Source organism: Pseudonocardia hierapolitana (assembly GCF_007994075.1).
GTDB classification, from domain to species: Bacteria; Actinomycetota; Actinomycetes; order Mycobacteriales; family Pseudonocardiaceae; genus Pseudonocardia; species Pseudonocardia hierapolitana.
Genome location: NZ_VIWU01000001.1, coordinates 3908317 through 3926556 on the forward strand (window position 1 = coordinate 3908317; position 18240 = coordinate 3926556).

General features: G+C 72.0%; 16 protein-coding genes. 7 read left to right on the plus strand and 9 right to left on the minus strand.

Going from position 1 to position 18240, the window contains the following annotated elements:
- Nucleotides 1-4 precede the first annotated feature (4 nt).
- Nucleotides 5-832: a type III pantothenate kinase gene (locus FHX44_RS18675; protein ID WP_147256962.1), complete on the plus strand. Its 828-nt coding sequence runs from the start codon at nt 5-7 to the stop codon at nt 830-832.
- Here FHX44_RS18675 and FHX44_RS18680 read toward each other — a convergent pair.
- Genes FHX44_RS18680 through FHX44_RS18705 form a run of 6 tightly spaced genes read right to left on the minus strand, consistent with a single transcriptional unit; the run spans nt 813 to nt 7419 of the window.
- Nucleotides 813-2066, minus strand: a complete 1254-nt coding sequence (locus tag FHX44_RS18680; protein ID WP_147256963.1) for an alkaline ceramidase — start codon at nt 2064-2066, stop codon at nt 813-815. The two genes, FHX44_RS18675 and FHX44_RS18680, sit on opposite strands and share 20 nt — an antisense overlap.
- A complete protein-coding gene (locus tag FHX44_RS18685) occupies nt 2063-3196 on the minus strand; it encodes an N-acetylglucosamine-6-phosphate deacetylase (protein WP_147256964.1) in 1134 nt (377 codons plus the stop codon). The genes FHX44_RS18680 and FHX44_RS18685 overlap by 4 nt, the downstream gene beginning before the upstream one ends.
- Nucleotides 3196-3960, minus strand: a complete 765-nt coding sequence (locus FHX44_RS18690; protein ID WP_147256965.1) for a sugar isomerase domain-containing protein — start codon at nt 3958-3960, stop codon at nt 3196-3198. Before FHX44_RS18690 ends, FHX44_RS18685 begins: the two co-directional genes overlap by 1 nt.
- 53 nt (nt 3961-4013) lie before the next feature.
- Nucleotides 4014-4766: a 6-phosphogluconolactonase gene (locus FHX44_RS18695; RefSeq protein WP_212612544.1), complete on the minus strand. Its 753-nt coding sequence runs from the start codon at nt 4764-4766 to the stop codon at nt 4014-4016.
- Nucleotides 4763-5914 (minus strand): AGE family epimerase/isomerase, encoded by a 1152-nt coding sequence (locus FHX44_RS18700; RefSeq protein WP_147256966.1) that lies wholly within the window; start codon nt 5912-5914, stop codon nt 4763-4765. The genes FHX44_RS18695 and FHX44_RS18700 overlap by 4 nt, the downstream gene beginning before the upstream one ends.
- On the minus strand, nt 5911-7419 hold the full coding sequence (locus FHX44_RS18705) for a sodium:solute symporter family protein (protein WP_147256967.1): 1509 nt from the start codon (nt 7417-7419) through the stop codon (nt 5911-5913). Before FHX44_RS18705 ends, FHX44_RS18700 begins: the two co-directional genes overlap by 4 nt.
- Nucleotides 7420-7663: 244 nt before the next feature.
- On the opposite strand from FHX44_RS18705, the gene FHX44_RS18710 reads away from it, so the two are divergent.
- Nucleotides 7664-8695: a LacI family DNA-binding transcriptional regulator gene (locus tag FHX44_RS18710; protein WP_212612545.1), complete on the plus strand. Its 1032-nt coding sequence runs from the start codon at nt 7664-7666 to the stop codon at nt 8693-8695.
- On the opposite strand, the gene FHX44_RS18715 is transcribed toward FHX44_RS18710, so the two are convergent.
- Nucleotides 8640-9407 (minus strand): class I SAM-dependent methyltransferase, encoded by a 768-nt coding sequence (locus tag FHX44_RS18715; RefSeq protein ID WP_147256969.1) that lies wholly within the window; start codon nt 9405-9407, stop codon nt 8640-8642. The genes FHX44_RS18710 and FHX44_RS18715 overlap by 56 nt on opposite strands.
- Nucleotides 9408-9529: 122 nt before the next feature.
- Between FHX44_RS18715 and lysS the strand changes: the two genes are divergently transcribed.
- The 5 genes from lysS to FHX44_RS18740 all read left to right on the plus strand — a co-directional run bounded on the left by lysS (nt 9530) and on the right by FHX44_RS18740 (nt 16358).
- Nucleotides 9530-10984: a lysine--tRNA ligase gene (lysS, locus tag FHX44_RS18720; protein WP_147261297.1), complete on the plus strand. Its 1455-nt coding sequence runs from the start codon at nt 9530-9532 to the stop codon at nt 10982-10984.
- Between the two features lie 113 nt (nt 10985-11097).
- Nucleotides 11098-11442 (plus strand): histone-like nucleoid-structuring protein Lsr2, encoded by a 345-nt coding sequence (locus FHX44_RS18725; protein WP_147256970.1) that lies wholly within the window; start codon nt 11098-11100, stop codon nt 11440-11442.
- Nucleotides 11443-11567: 125 nt separating this feature from the next.
- Nucleotides 11568-12314: a siderophore-interacting protein gene (locus FHX44_RS18730; RefSeq protein ID WP_246170969.1), complete on the plus strand. Its 747-nt coding sequence runs from the start codon at nt 11568-11570 to the stop codon at nt 12312-12314.
- Between the two features lie 257 nt (nt 12315-12571).
- A complete protein-coding gene (locus FHX44_RS18735; RefSeq protein ID WP_147256972.1) occupies nt 12572-15115 on the plus strand; it encodes an ATP-dependent Clp protease ATP-binding subunit in 2544 nt (847 codons plus the stop codon).
- A gap of 244 nt (nt 15116-15359) precedes the next feature.
- A complete protein-coding gene (locus tag FHX44_RS18740) occupies nt 15360-16358 on the plus strand; it encodes a YihY/virulence factor BrkB family protein (RefSeq protein WP_212612546.1) in 999 nt (332 codons plus the stop codon).
- Nucleotides 16359-16469: 111 nt separating this feature from the next.
- Here the strand turns inward: FHX44_RS18740 and FHX44_RS18745 are convergent, their stop codons facing one another.
- Both FHX44_RS18745 and FHX44_RS18750 read right to left on the minus strand, forming a co-directional pair.
- Nucleotides 16470-17723, minus strand: a complete 1254-nt coding sequence (locus tag FHX44_RS18745; protein ID WP_147256973.1) for an RNA polymerase sigma factor — start codon at nt 17721-17723, stop codon at nt 16470-16472.
- A complete protein-coding gene (locus FHX44_RS18750) occupies nt 17723-18145 on the minus strand; it encodes a YciI family protein (RefSeq protein WP_147256974.1) in 423 nt (140 codons plus the stop codon). Before FHX44_RS18750 ends, FHX44_RS18745 begins: the two co-directional genes overlap by 1 nt.
- Between the last annotated feature and the right edge of the window lie 95 nt (nt 18146-18240).

Here is an 18240-nt window from a genome sequence, read left to right on the forward strand (position 1 = left end):
CGCCGTGCTGCTCTGCGTGGATGTCGGGAACACCCAGATCGCGCTCGGCCTCTACGCGGACGAGCCCGGCTCCGCCGACGAGGTGGACCCGCCGCTGGTGCGCGACTGGCGGATGCGCACCGACCCGCGCATGACAGCCGACGAGCTGGACGTCGCGTTCGCCGGCCTGCTCGGGCCGTACGCCGGGCAGGTCACCGGGATCGCGGCGCTCTCGACCGTGCCCACCCTGCTGCGCGAGCTGCGGCTGCTCATCGACCGCCGGGACGTGCCGGCCGTCGTCGTCGGGCCCGGCGTCCGGACCGGGGTGCCGCTGCTCGTGGACAACCCGCGGGAGGTGGGCGCCGACCGCGTGATGAACACCCTCGCCGCGCACCGGCTCTACAGCACCGCGTGCGTCGTGGTCGACTTCGGGACGTCCACCAACATCGACGTCGTCTCCGCGAAGGGCGAGTTCCTCGGCGGAGCGCTCGCGCCGGGGATCGAGATCTCGATGGAGGCGCTGGCGACCCGCGCCGCGGCGCTGCGCACCGTCGAGCTGGTGCGGCCGCGCTCGGTGATCGGCAAGAACACGGTGGAGTGCTTGCAGTCCGGTGTGCTCTTCGGCTTCGCCGGGCAGGTGGACGGGCTGGTGCGGCGCATCGTCGCCGAGCTCGGCCCGAAAGCGGGCCCGGTGACCGTCCTCGGCACCGGCGGGCTCGCGCCGCTCATGATGGGCGAGTCGGAGACGATCACCGAGTTCGTGCCGGACCTGACGCTGCTCGGCCTGCGCCTGACGTACCAGCGCAACGCCGCTGCCACCGCGAGCCGAACGGTCACCCCGGCAGCCGGCTGAGCAGCGGTACGGCGGCCGCGACAAGCCGCTCCGACCCGCCTTCGGCGAACGGGCCGGCAAGGCCGTAGTAGCGGTTGGCCTCCTCCACCTCGTAGCCGCCGTGGGCGTACTCCTCGGCGGGCGGCAGGTAGCCGGGGCAGCCGTCGGAGTAGCCGGCCACGAGCACGGTGTCGCCGGGGCCCGCGTGTGCGCGGATCTCGTGGGCGGCGGCCGCGAACGGTTCCCCGGGCAGCGCGACGATCACCGCGGGGCCCCACCGCAACGCGGTCACCGAGCCGGCCCATGGCGCGGCGCGAGCGGCCGGCGCGGCGAGCTGCCGGCGGCCCCAGCCCGCCCAGCAGCGCAGCAGCTCGGCCCGGGCCGGGTCGGCCCGCACCGAGTCCGCCTCCCACGCCGCGACGTCGCCGGGGGCGATGTCGGGTACGCCGAGGTCGAGCAGCACCTCCCGGCGCACGGCCGCGACGTGTGCCGAGCCGGGGGACGGGGTGGCGGCCAGCGCGGCCGCGGCGACCAGGCCGCCCACCCGCTCGCACTCGGCGAACGTGCGCTCGGCCGCCGGGGCGGTGGAGATCGACGCGGCCGCGGTGTGCCCGGTGTTGGCGTCGCCTGCGCAGCCGGTCACGAACAGGACCGGCCCGCCGAGCCGTTCGGCGAGCACCCGGCGGACGACACCGGGGTAGTCGGCGGTGAGCAGCGTGTTGTCCGCGCCGAGCACCACCGGGTGGCAGGCGTAGGAGACGACTCCGGCCAGCAGCGAGCCATCCGGTCGGCGCAGGTGCACCACCGGGAGCGTGCGGTCGACCGGTCCGCCGGGCCTTCGCCGGTTGCGCGCCACGCCGGGATCCGACCCGTACCCCGCGCGCACCTCGACCGGCTCGGCCCCCGCGAGCGCGGCGTCCACGGCCTCGACGCACGTGCTGATCAGCCGCTCCAGCCAGGCCTCGTCGACCGGTCCGCCGAGCCGTCCGCGCATGCTCGCCGGGCCGCCGTGCGTGTGGGTCGCGTGCACCACGACGTGGTCGGCGGGCAGGGCGCACCGCTGCCGGATCCGCGCGCAGTCGTCCTCGTGCAGCCCGACGACGTCGACCGTGAGCAGCGCCGTGTCCCCCACCACCAGCGCGTGCACCAGCAGCGGGTCGTGCACCCCGGTCGCAGGCGAGGTGCGGGCGACGAAACCCGACATGGCCACGCCGAGCGGGGGCGTCACGTCCCGGACCGCGACGCCTGCCCTCATCCCACGATCTCCGAACCCGCGGCGACCACGCGCTGGACCCGGAGTTCGGGGTCCATGAGCACCAGGTCCGCCTGAGCACCCGGCGCAAGCAGGCCGCGCCGGCCGACGAACCGCCCCGGGTTCGCGGTGACGAGCCGCACCGCGTCACCCAGCGCGATCCCGGTCATGCGGACGGCCTGCGCGAGGCCGTCGGCGAGCGACCGGGCCGCGCCCGCGAGGTAGGGCGTGCCTGCCACCGAGAGCCTGCCGTCGCCGGAGAGCTCGACCGACCCGCCGATCGGGCTGGAGTACTCGCCGGGCGGCATCCCGGCCAGCGCGACCGAGTCGGACACCAGGAACGAGCGTTCGAGGCCCTTCGCGCGGAGCATGGCGGTGAGCGTGTCGGCGGGCAGGTGGTGCCCGTCCGCGATGAACCCGGCCGTCAGCCGGTCGTCCGCGAGCTGGGCCCACAGGTGGTTCGGGTGCCGGGCGAGCACGGCGTGCGCTCCGTTGCCGAGGTGGGTCGACATCCGCGCGCCTGCGTCGGTGACTGCCCGCACCTCCTCCGGGGAGGCGTGCGTGTGGCCGATCGCGACGACCACGCCGGCCCGCGTCAGGTATTCGGTGTAGGCGACCGCCTCCGGGTGGTGCGGCGAGAGCGTGACGATGCCGACCAGACCGTCGCAGGCCCGCTGCCAGCGGTCGAACTCCGCCGGGTCGGGTGCTCTGACGTGCCCGGCCGGGTGCGCGCCCCGCGGCCCGTCCTCGGCGGAGATGTGCGGGCCCTCCACGTGCACGAACGGGACGGCCCGCCGCGTGGCCCCGTCGCGCGCCCTGGCCTCGGCGACCGCCCGCAGCGAGCGCACGATGTCCGCCTCCGCCGCCGTGATGACGGTCGGCACGAGCGTGGTGGTCCCCGCCGGTGCCAGCGCGCGGACGAGCGCGATCACCTCGTCCGCCGTGACGTCCGGCCCGTTGACGTCGTGGCCGCCGTAGCCGTTGACCTGCAGGTCGACCAGCCCGGGGAGCAGGAACGGGGCGTCCTCGGCGCCGTCGACGTACCGGACGTGCGCGATCACCGCGCCGTCGGTGGAGACCTCCAGGAGACGCCCGCTCGCCGGGTCCCGCCCGCGGACCTTCAGAGTGCCCATCAGAGGGAGCGCACCCGCCCGCGGAAGCGCTCGAGGAACCGGCCGTTCGCCTCGTCGCCGCCCGGCGCGTTGCCGCTGCGCCACACCGGCGGCTCGATCCCGCGCGCGGCGAGCGCCTCGACGGTGGCGAGCGTGAGGCAGTTGAGCACGTAGGCGTTCGTGAACGTCGAGACCGCGGCGACGGGTTCGGCCGAGCCGGGCACGTGCATCACGGCGTCGCCGATCGGCACCTTGCTGTCGATGGCCACGTCCACGAGGTCGTGCAGGTTCGCCTTCGACGGGTGCCGCGCCGGGTGGTCGGGCGAGGTGTTCTCGGCGTGCTCGCGGGAGCTGATGCCGATCAGCCGCGCGCCGCGCTCCCGGGCGGTGAGCGCGGCGTCGATCAGCGCGGCGTTGATCCCGTAGGCGTTGACGAGCACCAGCAGGTCGCCCTCGCCGAGCCCGCGGTCGGAGATCACGACCCGCCCGTAGCCGGGCGTGCGCTCGATCGCCATCGAACGCAGCGCGCCGTTCGACAGCAGGGTGCCCTCGTCGAGGATCGCCGAGATGTGCATGAGCCCGCCCGCGCGGAAGAACACCTCCTGCGCGGCGAGGTTGGAGTGCCCACCGGGGCCGAACACGTGGACGAGCCGGTCGGCCGCGATCTGGTCGGCCAGCAGCTCCGCGGCGGCACGGATCGCGCCGGACTCCTCGGCGAGGATCCGTTCCAGGTAACCGTGGACGGTGTCGAGGTAGCCGCGGAACGTCGCGTCACCTGTGCTCATTTGCCTCCGCTCCGCTCCGGCGGGCGTGCGGGCCTTCGAGGCGCGCCCGCCGCTCACTGGATGTCCTCCGCGGGCGAACTCTCACGGTCGAGGTAGAGGGTGACGTCGGGGTGCGTCCGCAGCGCCGTCGCCGGGTCGGCCGCGGAGATCGGGGCGTGCAACGCGCGGTCGACCGCGTGCCGCTTCGACGCCCCGGGGACCACGCAGAACAGCCTGCGGGCGTCCAGCAGCCGAGGGATCGTGAGCGTGACCGCGTGGGTCGGCACGTCCTCGAAGCTCGGGAAGGCGCCGTCGTCGACCTGCTGCCGCCGGCAGGTGCGGTCCAGCTCCACGACCTTGACGTCCTCGGGGTCGTCCAGGTCGGCCACCGGCGGGTCGTTGAACGCCAGGTGGCCGTTCTGGCCGATCCCGAGGCAGACGACGTCGACGGGCGCCTCGGCCAGCAGCTTCCCGTACGTGGCCACCCCCGCGTCCGGATCGATGCGGTGCACCTGTCCGAACGGGACCCGGGTGAAGATCGCGCGGTCCAGCCAGTTCGCGAACCGCGCCGGGTCATCCGGGGCCAGGCCGAGGTACTCGTCCATGTGGAACGCCGTCACGCGGGTCCAGTCGATGCCCGGTGCGGAGACCAGGTGGTCGAGCAGGTCGCTCTGGCTCGGCGCCGCCGCGAAGATCATCCGTACGGCGTCCTGCTCGGCGAGGCGGGCCCGCAGTTCCGCGGCGACGTCGGCGGCGGCCGCCGCGCCCATCGCCGCCCGGTCCGGGAAGGACCGCACCCTCGGCATGCCCGGGACTTCGTTTCTCACCCTTCTCCTTCCAGCTCCACCAGCATGAGCAGTGCGCGCGCGATGTGGAACGGGTCCTTCACCGGGAGTGCGACGGTCTTGTCCACGGGCGTGCCGTCGCGGGTGCGGATCTGCGTCCACTCCCGGCCCGGCCCCTCCGGGAACGTCCGGAACACGTACTCGTGCAGCCGTGCGTGGTGCTCCGGCACGAGCAGGGCCGTTGCGTAGAGCGCCTCAGCGTGCGGCCACCACAGCTTCGTGTCCCACGTGTCCACCACGAGCGCCTCGTACGGGTCGTCGGTGCGGGCGCCGGTGGGCTCCCCGCCGTCCCGGTCGACGTAGCGCAACATCCCGCCGTGGACGCCGTCCCACCCGAGCTCGAGCGCGTGGACGGCGATCTCCGCGAGGCGGTCCGGTTCGGCGAGTGCGGACCCGGCCAGGAGGTCGCGGGCGTGGTGCAGGAACCACGCCGCCTCCAGCACGTGCCCCGGGGTGCGGTGGCGCGACAGCAGCCCGTCCGCGGCCGAGGGCATCTCCGCGACGTCGTCGCCGACGAGGTGGTGCTCCTCGATCTGCTGCGCGGCTTCCCGCACGACGGCCGCGGACGCCGCCGAGCCCGTGGCGCGGTGCACCTGCTCGCCGACCCCGACGAGGATCATCGGCAGCCCGAACGACCGGTGCCCTGCCGGTACCGGGTACGGCTCGGACCGGAAGCTGCCGGCCTCGATGGCTGCAGCCGAGCGGAGCAGCAGGTCCTCCGCGTGCCCGCCCCACTCCCCTTCGGGGTGCAGCCGCGCGGCGCCGGCGAACCCGAGTGCGGCGAACAGGTCGGCGTAGACGCTCGTGTGCGGCCCCGCCTCGTCGCCTGCCCTGTTCGTCACGAACGCGGTGGTGCCGTCGGGCAGGAGCGCGTGGTCGCGGACGAACCGGGCGGTGCGGACGGCCTGGTCGGCGTACCAGCCGGCATCGACGTCGAGCAGGTGCGCGGCGAGCGCCACCCGGGCGGTGAGCCAGGCCCAGCGGCCCTGTGACCAGGTGTACTTGTCGCCTCTGACGAGGCGGGTGCCGGCGTTGTCCCAGCAGGTGAGCACCCCGCCGTGCTCGGGGTCGGGCCCGTTGGCCACCCACCAGGCCAGCACGTCGTCGACGAGGTGGTCGCGGTACCTCACCGGACCGGCTCGGCAGCGGGCTCGTCGCGGGAGATCGCGTCGACCAGCTCGTCGGAAGCGGCGTTGCGCCACGGTGCGACGAGCCCGATGACGACGAACGCGATGATCGAGCAGACGACCGGTCCGCCGACCTGGACCGCGGTGGCCTGGTCCGGCGCGAGCTGCGAGACGTCGAACCCGTAGCGGGTGAGCGCGAAGACCGCGAGGCCGACGGCCCACGAGGTGATCGCCGCGACCGGTCCGCACCGCTTGAACGCGGGCAGCATGCCCAGCAGCATCGGGATGGCGATCGGGCCGACCAGCCCGCCGAACCACAGGATGATCAGGCCGAGCACGCCGCCGAAGCTGTCGGCGGTCAGGGCGATCACCATGCTCAGGGCGATGAACGTGAACACGCTGATCCGGCCGATGATCAGCTCTGCCCTGGTGTCGAGCGCGCGGCCACGCTTCCAGATCGCGGGGATGATGTCGCGCGTCACGACCGAGGAGATCGCGTTGGCGTCCGAACCGGTCATCGCCATCGTGTGCGAGAAGAGCCCCGCGAGCACCAGTCCGACGAGCCCGGCGGGCAGCAGCTGCTCGGTGAGCAGCGCGTAGGACTGGTCCGGCTTCGCCAGGCCCGGCAGCAGCACCGGCGCCGCCCACATCGGGAAGAACATCACCAGCGGCCAGACCAGGTAGAGCGCGGCGGAGAGCAGCGCAGCGCGCCGGGCCGTGCTGCCGGTGGGGGAGGCGATGAACCGCTGCGCGAGGTTCCAGGTGCCCCCGTTGTAGGACAGCGTGTTGATCAGCAGGTAGACGAACACGAACAGCGCGGTGTACTGGCCGTTGAACGGCTGGGAGTTGCCCTCGGGCAGCTTGTCCCACAGCGTCCACAGGGTGGGGATGCCGTCGAGGGCGGCGAGGACCGCGAAGAACATGACGATGCCGGCGACGAGCTGGATGACGAACTGGCCCATGTCGGTGAGCGCGTCGGCCCAGAGCCCGCCGATCGTCGAGTAGACGAGCGTGACCCCGCCGGTGAGCAGGATGCCGAGGGCGAGCGGTACGTCCGCGAACACGTTCAGCAGGAGCGCGGTGGCGGTCCACTTGGCGCCGACGTCGAAGACCTTGAGCGCCGTTCCGCTCCAGGCGAGCAGCTGCTGGGTGGGCACGCCGTAGCGGATCCGCAGGTACTCCAGCGGCGAGATGATCCCCAGCCGCTGTCGGAGCCGCGGCCAGCGGGGGACGAACAGGAACGCGCCGACCACCATCGCGAAGGTGATCCCGAGCGCCCACCAGACGTAGAGCACGAACCCCTGGGTGTAGGCGATCGCGGCGTAGCCGACGAACACCGCCGAGCTGTAGCCCGACATGTGGTGCGAGATGCCCGAGAGCCACCACGGCATCCGCCCGCCCGCGGTGAAGAAGTCGCGGGAGTCGTGGATGCGGGCCTTCGCCCACAGCCCGATCACCACCATCACGACGAAGTAGCCGCCGACGACCAACCAGTCGAGCAGGTCCATCGCTCCTCCATGTCCGATTGCCTCCGCCGCGCTCCGGCGGCTCGCGGGCCCTTCAGGCGCCGCCTTGCTCCTCCGGTGCTCGGGCGCTCGTTCCTCGCGCCCTGCGCGCCTCCCCCGCAAGGCGGCGCCGGCCCGCTCGCTCCGTCGGGATGCCGTCCCAGGAACCCGATGGCGGGGAATGCTCGCGTGCAACCGGTTGCACGTCAAGTCCTGGCCCGCACCCGGGCGCCGTAAAGTGCAGCTCGTGGCCCGTCTGGACGGGCGCCGCCAGGCGCCCACGATCAAGGTCGTCGCCGCTGCGGCGGGGGTGTCGACATCGACGGTCTCCCGCGTGTTCTCCCATCCCCACCGCCTGAAGGAGAGCACGGTCGCGCACGTCACGGAGGTCGCGGCGCGGCTGGGCTACAAGCCGAGCCACGCCGCGCGGGCGCTGAGCACGGGACGGCTCGGGATGATCGCCGTGGTGGTGCCCGACATCGCGAACCCGTTCTTCCCGCCTGTGATCCGCGCCGCGCAGGCAAACGCGGCCACCGGTGGCGTCAGCACCGTCGTCGGCGACACCGACGAGGACCCGGCGAAGGAGCTCGACCTCCTGGCCGAGCTGGAGCGGCGCACCGACGGCGTGGTGCTGGTGTCCTCCCGGCTGCCGGAGGAGCAGCTTCGTGAGGTGGCCCGGCGGGGACATCCGCTCGTGCTGGTCAACCGGGACGTGGCAGGGGTGCCGCGGATCCTCGTCGACTCCGCGCCCGGGATCCGCGAGGCCGTCGACCACCTCGCCGGGCTCGGCCACCGCCACATCGCCTACATCAGCGGGCCGGCGGGGTCGTGGTCGGACGAGCAGCGCCGCGACGCGGTGCGGGAGCGGTGCACCGCTCGCGGGATCATCGGAACCGTCCTTCGCTCCCACCGCCCGGAGCACGACGAGGGACGCGCCGCGGCCGCGGAGGTGCTCGCCACGGGCGCCACCGCCGCCATCGCCTTCGACGACGGGCTCGCTCAGGGCGCGCTCGCCGGGATGGCCGAGCACCGGATCGCCGTTCCGGCCGAGGTGTCGATCATCGGCTGCGACGACATCCTCGCTGCGACGACCTACCCCCCGCTCACCACCGTGCACGGCCGCGGCGGCGAGGCGGGCCGGCTCGCCGTCGAGCTGCTGATGGAGCTGGTCGAGAACCCGGAGGGCGAGCGGGACCGGCGCGTGCTGCTGCCGTCACACCTCGTCACGCGTTCCAGTACGGGCCCCGCTCCCGCCGCACCACCCGCACCACGTCGGTGACGAGCGGGTGGTCGAATTCCCCCGGCGCGGTCTCGGGGCGAGTCGCGAGGTAGGCCCGGATGCGGTCGAACGTGGCCTCCCGGACGGCCGGCTCGGCGGTGAGGGCCCACGAGTGGGTGCGGAGAGAGGCGATCAGCCCGTCGACGGTGGTCGGGATCGGGTTGGTGAACTGTGCGAACCCGTCCGGCGTGAACGCCGGGTGGGCCGGCAGCGACGGTTCGTCGTCCGGCGCCCGGACCACCGTGGAGTTCCAGCACCCGGCCTCGTACATGCCGCGCACCCAGTCGACGTGCGCGTCGTCGCCGTTCCACAGCACGGCGAGCACCCCGCCCGGCCGCAGCACCCGGGCCACCTCCGCGAAGGCGCGGTCGGCGTCGAACCAGTGCCACGCCTGCCCGACGAGCACCGCGTCGAAGGACGCGTCCGGCAGCGGGATCGCCTCGGCGCTGCCTTCGAGCGCGTCCACGCCGGGGAAGCGGGCCCGCAGCTGGGCGAGCATCGCGGGATCGGGCTCGACGGCGGTGACCGTGCCCCGTGTGATCAGCCCCTCGGTGAGCTTCCCGGTGCCGGCGGCGAGGTCCAGCAGCCGCAACGCGCCCCCGGCGACGGGCGCCAGCGCCCAGTCGACGGCCGCGGCCGGGTAGCCGGGTCGATGTTGTGCATAAGCTGCAGCCGCCGCGCCGAACGAGCGGGCCCGCGAGGAGGAGGTCACGTCCGTCGACCGTACGGGCCGCCAACGGGCGGGCGAGCGAATTCCGCTCGATACGCCTCACTACCCTTGACACCGTGAGCAACGAGCCCCCCACCAGCCCTGACGACGACCTGCCCGAGCAGATGCGGGTCCGCCGGGCCAAGCGGGCGGCGCTGCTCGAGCAGAACCGCGACCCGTACCCGGTGGCCGTCGAGCGCACCCACACCCTCCGCGAGGTACGTGCCGCCCACCCCGACCTCCCGCCGGACACGGCCACCGGCGACATCGTCGCCGTCACCGGGCGGGTGATGTTCCTGCGCAACACCGGCAAGCTGTGCTTCGCCACCCTGCGCGAGGGTGACGGCACCGAGCTGCAGGCGATGCTGTCCCTCGCGCTGGTCGGCGAGGAGGAGCTCGCGCGCTGGAAGGCGCAGGTCGACCTCGGCGACCACGTCCAGGTGCACGGCGAGGTGATCACCTCGCGGCGCGGCGAGCTGTCGGTGATGGCCGACAGCTGGCAGCTGGCCGCCAAGGCCCTGCGACCCCTTCCGGTGGCGCACCGCGAGCTCTCGGAGGAGACGCGCGTGCGGCAGCGCTACGTCGACCTCATCGTGCGGCCGCAGGCCAGGGAGACGGTGCTGCGGCGGGCCACGGTCGTGCAGACCCTGCGGTCCGTGCTGCACGAAAGGTCGTTCGTCGAGGTCGAGACGCCGATGCTGCAGCTGCAGCACGGCGGGGCCACCGCGCGCCCGTTCGTCACGCACTCCAACGCCCTGGCCACGGATCTGTACCTGCGGATCGCTCCGGAACTGTTCCTCAAGCGATGCGTGGTCGGCGGCATCGAGCGCGTCTTCGAGATCAATCGGAACTTCCGGAACGAGGGCATCGACTCGTCGCACTCGCCGGAGTTCGCGATGCTCGAGGCCTACCAGGCCTACGCCACGTACGACGACATGGCCGAGCTCACCCGTGAGTTGGTGCTCGCCTCGGCTCGCGCCGTGTTCGGCTCGACCGTTGTGCGCCACGCCGACGGCACGGAACACGACCTGGGCGGCGAGTGGCGATCGATCACACTGCATGAGGCTGTCTCGGAAGCCGTCGGACAGCAGGTGACGCCGGACACCTCCGTGGAGGAGCTGCACAAGCTCGCGATCGCTCATGATGTGGAAGTCGACGCTTCGCACACCGCGGGCCAGATCGTACTCGAACTGTTCGAGAAGCTCGTCGAGCACACGCTGAAGGACCCGACGTTCGTCCGTGACTACCCGATCGAGGTGCGGCCGCTGACCAGGCGGCACCGCGCTGATCCGCGGCTCGCCGAAGCATGGGATCTCGTTGCCTTCGGTACGGAGTTGGCCACGGCCTACTCGGAACTGGTCGACCCGGTCGACCAGCGCGAACGGCTCACTGCGCAGTCGTTGCAGGCAGCGGCGGGCGATCCAGAGGCGATGCAGCTGGACGAGGACTTCCTGCGCGCCATGGAGTACGGATTGCCGCCCACCGGAGGCATGGGAATGGGCATCGACCGGCTGCTCATGACGCTCACCGGGCTCGGAATCCGCGAAACCATTCTGTACCCGCTCGTGCGTTCTGAGTAACTGTGACGCGACACCGGACAGGGTGACTCGACGAACCGCCGGATCGGGTTTATGGTTCCGATCGCGGCATTGCCGCGGTCAGAAGCAGGCGCGAAGTGTGGAGGGTTGCGGCGATGGCGCAGATCCGTGAGGTCCGACTGATCGACGACCTGGACGGAGAGGCGGCCGACGAGACGATCGAGTTCGGTATCGACGGCAAGAACTACGAGATCGACCTGTCGAAGGCGAATGCGGGCAAGCTGCGCGACGCGCTGGCGTCGTACGTCGCGGCGGCCCGTCGATCGGGTGGTCGGCGTAGCCGCTCCGGAGGTGCCGGCACGGGTCCGGCCCGGCGGCCGTCCATCGACCGGGAACAGAATCAGGCAATCCGGGAATGGGCTCGCAAGCGGGGCATGAAGGTCTCCGACCGCGGGCGTATCCCGGCCGAGGTGCTCGAGGCATATCACAAGGAGAACTGAGCCCGCCCGCCCGCCTCGCAGCGATTGTGTGGTTAGGCTGACCTCAGGAACCGACCCGAGGAGGCCAGGTGGCGCGCAGGACGACCACTCTCGAGGTGCGCCGCACCGAACGGCTCACACCGCACATGATCCGCGTCGTCGCGGGAGGGGAAGAGCTCGCGGCGTTTCCCGACACCCCCCACACGGACCGCTACGTCAAGATCCTCTTTCCGCGCCCGGGCGTCCGGTATCCCGAGCCGTTCGACATGGACGCGATCCGGTCCGAACTCCCCCGCGACCAGTGGCCGGCGATGCGTACGTACACGGTGCGGGCGCTCGACCACGCCGCGGGCGAGCTGACGATCGACTTCGTCCACCACGGCGACGTCGGGCTCGCCGGGCCGTGGGCCGCGGCGGCCCGCCCGGGCGACGTGCTGAGGCTGGCCGGACCCGGCGGTGCCTACGCTCCCGACCCGGACGCCGACTGGCATCTCATGGTCGGCGACGAGAGCGCGCTGCCCGCGATCGCGGCCGCGTGCGAGCGCGTGCCGGCGGGCGTGCGGGTGGTGGCCATGCTCGAGGTCGCCGACGCCGCCGAGGAGCAGGAGCTCGGCTGTACCGGCGTGCTGCACACCACCTGGTTGCACCGCAGGCCGGGCGCACCGGAGCAGCTGCTCGACGCCGTCCGGTCGCTCGAGTTCCCGCCCGGGCGGGTCCACGCATTCGTGCACGGCGAGGCGGGCATCGTGCGTGGGGTGCGGCGGCATCTCGTCGACGAGCGTGCGGTGCCGCGGGAGCTGCTCTCCGTGTCCGGCTACTGGCGTCGCGGCGTGGACGAGGACGGCTGGCAGGCGGAGAAGGCGGCGGATCGTGCGGCGGCAGGCGGTCGCTGAGCGTCTCGAAACGACCATGGCCCGGCCGGGACTCCGGCGCGGTGATTCGCCGGGCGGTCAGGTACCCCTGAACGGGCCATCGAACCGCCGCTGACCAGGGGGTCCTCCCCGAGGTGGAATTCGGCCAGGCGTGAACGCGTTGTCACGGGTACGTGCGAGAGGCGCGATCCCCCGCCCCGGGCCGATACAGTGGAAGCCACGGGGTGTACACGGTGCGCTAGTGCGCCGGTGCATGGCGCAGCAGGCTAGGAGCGTAAATGTTCGAGAGGTTCACCGACCGAGCGAGGCGGGTTGTCGTCCTGGCCCAAGAAGAGGCCCGGATGCTCAACCACAACTACATCGGCACCGAGCACATCCTCCTGGGCCTGATCCACGAGGGTGAAGGTGTGGCCGCGAAGGCCTTGGAGTCGTTGGGCATCGCGCTGGAGGGCGTCCGCCAGCAGGTCGAGGAGATCATCGGCCAGGGCCAGCAGGCGCCGAGCGGGCACATCCCGTTCACGCCGCGCGCCAAGAAGGTGCTGGAGCTGTCGCTCCGCGAGGCGCTGCAGCTCGGCCACAACTACATCGGCACGGAGCACATCCTGCTCGGCCTGATCCGCGAGGGCGAGGGCGTGGCCGCCCAGGTCCTCGTGAAGCTGGGCGCCGACCTCAACCGGGTCCGCCAGCAGGTCCTGCAGCTCCTGTCCGGCTACCAGGGCAAGGAACCCGCGGAGGGCACCTCCGGCGGCCGCGGCGAGGGCACCCCCAGCTCCTCGCTCGTCCTCGACCAGTTCGGTCGCAACCTCACCCAGTCGGCCCGCGAGGGCAAGCTGGACCCGGTCATCGGCCGGGAGAAGGAGATCGAGCGGGTCATGCAGGTCCTCTCCCGGAGGACCAAGAACAACCCGGTGCTGATCGGCGAGCCCGGCGTCGGCAAGACCGCCGTCGTCGAGGGGCTGGCCCAGGGCATCGTCAAGGGCGAGGTCCCCGAGACGCTCAAGGACAAGCAGCTCTACACGCTCGACCTGGGCTCTCTGGTCGCGGGCTCCCGCTACCGCGGTGACTTCGAGGAGCGCCTGAAGAAGGTGCTCAAGGAGATCCGCACCCGCGGCGACATCATCCTGTTCATCGACGAGCTCCACACGTTGGTCGGTGCCGGTGCCGCCGAGGGCGCCATCGACGCAGCGTCGATCCTCAAGCCGATGCTGGCCCGTGGCGAGCTGCAGACGATCGGCGCCACCACGCTCGACGAGTACCGCAAGTACGTCGAGAAGGACCCGGCCCTGGAGCGCCGCTTCCAGCCGATCCAGGTGGGCGAGCCGAGCGTCACGCACACCATCGAGATCCTCAAGGGCCTGCGCGACCGGTACGAGGCGCACCACCGCGTCACGATCACCGACCCGGCGCTGGTGGCCGCGGCCACGCTGGCCGACCGGTACATCTCCGACCGCTTCCTGCCGGACAAGGCGATCGACCTGATCGACGAGGCCGGTGCCCGGATGCGCATCCGCCGGATGACCGCTCCGCCGGACCTGCGCGAGTTCGACGAGAAGATCGCGGCCGTGCGTCGCGACAAGGAGTCGGCGATCGACGCGCAGGACTTCGAGCGGGCCGCGCACCTGCGCGACCAGGAGAAGCAGCTGCTCGGCCAGAAGGGCGAGCGGGAGAAGCAGTGGAAGTCCGGTGACCTGGACGTCGTCGCCGAGGTCGACGACGAACAGATCGCCGAGGTGCTCGCCAACTGGACCGGGATCCCGGTGTTCAAGCTCACCGAGGAGGAGACCACGCGTCTGCTCCGCATGGAGGACGAGCTGCACAAGCGGATCATCGGCCAGGAGGAGGCCGTCAAGTCGGTGTCGCAGGCCATCCGCCGCACGCGCGCCGGCCTGAAGGACCCGAAGCGCCCGTCCGGCTCGTTCATCTTCGCCGGCCCGTCCGGTGTCGGTAAGACCGAGCTGTCCAAGGCGCTGGCCAACTTCCTGTTCGGCGAGGACGACGCCCTCATCCAGATCGACATGGGCGAGTTCCACGACCGCTACACCGCGTCGCGGCTCTTCGGTGCCCCTCCCGGGTACGTGGGCTACGAGGAGGGCGGCCAGCTCACCGAGAAGGTGCGGCGCAAGCCGTTCTCGGTGGTGCTGTTCGACGAGATCGAGAAGGCGCACCAGGAGGTCTACAACACCCTCCTGCAGGTGCTGGAGGACGGCCGCCTGACCGATGGCCAGGGCCGCACGGTGGACTTCAAGAACACGGTGATCATCTTCACCTCGAACCTCGGCACCCAGGACATCTCCAAGGCGGTCGGGCTCGGGTTCGCCCAGAGCAACGACGAGAGGTCGAACTACGAGCGGATGAAGAACAAGGTCGAGGACGAGCTGAAGAAGCACTTCCGGCCCGAGTTCCTCAACCGCATCGACGACATCATCGTCTTCCACCAGCTGACCGAGGAGCAGATCATCACGATGGTCGACCTCATGATCAGCCGCGTGGAGACGCAGCTGGCGGGCAAGGACATGGCGATCGAGCTCACGCCGACCGCCAAGAAGCTGCTCGCCCGCCGCGGGTTCGACCCGGTGCTGGGTGCACGGCCGCTGCGCCGCACCATCCAGCGCGAGATCGAGGACCAGCTGTCGGAGAAGATCCTCTTCGGCGAGGTGGAGCCCGGTCAGATCGTGGTCGTCGACGTCGAGGGCTTCGACCCCGACGCCCCCGAAGGCCGCACCGCCGACGACAAGGCCAAGTTCGTCTTCCGCGGCGAGCCGAAGCCGGTGACGGTGCCGGACTCCCCGCCGGTCGACATGGCGAAGCAGGGCGACGAGTGATCGCATAGCAAGACGAGCGGACGGCCCGCCCGGACCCAGGTCCGGGCGGGCCGTTCTGCTGTCCGCGGATCTGGGCGAGCCGGCGGAGCTGGGCGCGCAAACGTCGCCGTGGTCATCGTCTGCCGGCCGGAACACCGGCCGGTGGGTGGTGCCGGTCGTGCCGGGGGGCGGCACCCGTGCACCGCGCAACGTGCGAATCCTCGCGGCCCTCGTCGCGCCGATGCCCCCGGGATAGATTCGCAGCGTGAGCTCGGTGCGTGTCGTCCCGGAGACCGAGCTCATGTCAGGCGAGCTGCTCTCCGCCGACGACGCGTGGCACACCGTGCGCCACTACGGCCCGCGGCACCTGCTCGTCGCCTCGTTCGTCCGATTCCGGTACGGCGACGGGTTCAGCCATGCGCGGGCGTTCGCCCTGCAGCTCGCCCTCGCCGCGGTGCCGCTGGTGATCGCGGGCGCCGGGCTGGCAACGGCGCTCGGGGCCGAGTCGTTCGCCGAGGTGGTGGCCCGCACGGTGATGGCGATCTCGCCGGGCAGCAGCGACTCACTGCTGGCCGAGGTGCTCGAGGGCACCGACGAGGGCAGCGAGCGCGGGGAGGTAGTGGTGGTGCTGGGGCTCGCCACCGCGTTCGCGGCGGCGACATCGGCGTTCGCGCAGCTGGAGCGGGGCGCCAACCGGATCTACGGCACCAAGCGCGACCGGAAGGTGCTGCGCAAGTACGGCCGGGCCGCGCTGCTCACGGCCACCGCGGGCGTCGCGATGGCGGTGGGCCTGCTGCTGATCGTGGCCGGCGAGCCGTTCGGTGAGGCGATGGAGGCCGTCTACCGGTGGGGTGACGGCGTTGAGGAGGTCTGGGACGCGCTGCGCTGGCCGCTGGGGCTGGCGGCGCTCGTCGTGGCAGTCACGCTGCTGTTCCGGTACGCCCCGCGGCGCAGCCAGCCGGGTCTCAGCTGGCTCGCTGTCGGGGCTGCCGTCACCGTGCTCGCGTGGCTCGCGGGCTCCGGACTGCTGGCCCTGTACGTCGTGGTGGCGGCTGGCTTCGACGACACCTACGGCCCGCTGACCGCGATCATGGCGCTGCTGCTGTGGGCGAACGTCACGGGAATCGCCCTGCTCGCCGGCATCGCCCTGGCTGCGCAGCTGGAGGCGGTGCGGGCGGGCCGACTCGACCCGCTCCTCGCCGACAGCGACGATGACGGCATTCCGGACGAGCTCGACGAGCACCCCGACTCACCGGCCCGCTGACCGCTGAGCCGCGGGAAAGCCCAGGAGCAGCCGCCGAACATCGCTGTGACCATTCCGTGGTCGCTCCCGCGGCTGCGGTGCCGTGCGATTGGACGACCGGATCGAGGACGTTCAGGTGTGACAGGCCGCTGCCCGTTCCAGCAACGCGGCCCGTTGCCGCGTGTTGGCGGTGAGCAGCGCTGCTCGCTCGAACTCGGCAGCGGCCTCAGCATGGCGGCCCAGCTTCTCCAGCAGGTCCCCGCGGACGGTGGGCAGCAGGTAGTAACCGTCGAGCGCGGGGTCCTCCCGGAGGGTCTCCACGACCTCGAGCGCCGCCCGCGGGCCGAACGCCATCCCGATGGCCACGGCCCGGTTGAGCTCCACCACCGGCGAGGGCATGAGCTGGGCCAGCCCGTCGTAGAGCGCGACGATCCGCTCCCAGTCGGTGTCCTCGGCCGCCCGGGCCCGGGAATGACAGGCCGCGATGCCGGCCTGCAACGTGTAGGGGCCGATCGGGCCGCCGGTCGCGTAGGCACGCTCCAGCGCGGCGAGCCCGCGTCCGACGAGGAGCCAGTCCCAGCGCGAGCGGTCCTGGTCGAGCAGCAGCACCTGGCCGCCCGACGGCGAGATCCGGGCCCGGGTGCGCGATGCCTGCAGTTCCATCAGCGCGACGAGGCCGTGGACCTCGGCCTCGCGAGGAAGCAGTTCGGCGAGGATGCGCCCGAGCCGCAAAGCCTCCTCCATCAGTTCGGGCCGGATCACGGTGTCGCCGGAAGTGGCGGAGTAGCCCTCGTTGAAGATCAGGTAGATGACCTCGAGCACCGAGGCGACGCGCTCCCGCAGCTCACCTCGCGCGGGGATCTCGAACGGCACCCGGGCCGCGGACAGCGTCCGCTTCGCCCGGACGATGCGCTGGGCCACGGTGGACTCCGACACCAGGTATGCCCGCGCGATCTCCCTGGTCGTCAACCCGCACAGGAGCCGGAGCGTGAGCGCCACCCGCGCCTCTGTGGAGATGACGGGGTGGCACGCGATGAAGACGAGCCGCAGGAGATCGTCGTCGAACGGGTCGTCCGCGTCGGGCTCCGCGGTCTTCTGCGGATGGATCTCCGCCTCCCGGCCGAGTTCCTCGATCTTGCGTTGGTGGACGTCCGCTCGGCGCAGCCGGTCGATGCCGCGGTGCTTGGCCGTGGCCATGAGCCAGGCGCCCGGGTTCTTCGGGACGCCCGACTCGGGCCAGTCCTCCAGGGCGGCGACGAGCGCCTCCTGGGCGAGGTCCTCGGCGAGGCCGACGTCCCGCACCAGGCGGGCGGCGCCCGCGATCAGGCGTGCGGACTCGATCCGCCACACGGCCTCGATGGTGCGCCGGACGTCGGCCTCCGCCATCAGTCGCCCTCGACCTGGGCCCGCAGCTGCGCGTCCTTCTCGCGCAGCTCCGGTGTGAGCGCGTCGCCGAAGTCCTCTGCCTCGAAGACCGGACGGATCTCCACCAGGGACTGCTCGCCCGTCGGGTTCGGGATCCGCTTGACCCACTCGATGGCCTCGTCCATCGACTTGACCTGCCAGACCCAGTAGCCCGCGAGCAGCTCCTTCGTCTCGGCGAACGGCCCGTCGATCACCTTCCGCTCGCTGCCGGCGAACTCGACGCGCACCCCCTTCGAACTGGGGTGCAGGCCGTCGCCGCCGAGGATCACACCGGCCTTCACCAGCTCCTCGTTGTAGGCCGTCATCTGCTCGAGCAGCTCCTGGCTCGGCAGCTCGCCGGCCTCGCTCTGCTCGGTGGCCTTGATGAGCACCATGACTCGCATTCTCGGTCCCTCCTGTTGTCCGGTTTGCGTCCCACCTGTGCGGCGAGCGAGCGACGCCGATATCGACACCGGGGCGAGTGTGTCCTACGTCACTC

Excerpts from the sequence above, each read along its gene's own strand:
- FHX44_RS18680 (WP_147256963.1), bottom strand. The coding sequence starts at position 2,066 with ATGAGGGCAGGCGTCGCGGTCCGGGACGTGACGCCCCCGCTCGGCGTG.
- FHX44_RS18685 (WP_147256964.1), bottom strand. The coding sequence starts at position 3,196 with ATGGGCACTCTGAAGGTCCGCGGGCGGGACCCGGCGAGCGGGCGTCTC.
- FHX44_RS18690 (WP_147256965.1), bottom strand. The coding sequence starts at position 3,960 with ATGAGCACAGGTGACGCGACGTTCCGCGGCTACCTCGACACCGTCCAC.
- FHX44_RS18705 (WP_147256967.1), bottom strand. The coding sequence starts at position 7,419 with ATGGACCTGCTCGACTGGTTGGTCGTCGGCGGCTACTTCGTCGTGATG.
- lysS (WP_147261297.1), top strand. The coding sequence starts at position 9,530 with ATGCGGGTCCGCCGGGCCAAGCGGGCGGCGCTGCTCGAGCAGAACCGC.
- FHX44_RS18725 (WP_147256970.1), top strand. The coding sequence starts at position 11,098 with ATGGCGCAGATCCGTGAGGTCCGACTGATCGACGACCTGGACGGAGAG.
- FHX44_RS18730 (WP_246170969.1), top strand. The coding sequence starts at position 11,568 with ATGATCCGCGTCGTCGCGGGAGGGGAAGAGCTCGCGGCGTTTCCCGAC.
- FHX44_RS18735 (WP_147256972.1), top strand. The coding sequence starts at position 12,572 with ATGTTCGAGAGGTTCACCGACCGAGCGAGGCGGGTTGTCGTCCTGGCC.
- FHX44_RS18745 (WP_147256973.1), bottom strand. The coding sequence starts at position 17,723 with ATGGCGGAGGCCGACGTCCGGCGCACCATCGAGGCCGTGTGGCGGATC.
- FHX44_RS18750 (WP_147256974.1), bottom strand. The coding sequence starts at position 18,145 with ATGCGAGTCATGGTGCTCATCAAGGCCACCGAGCAGAGCGAGGCCGGC.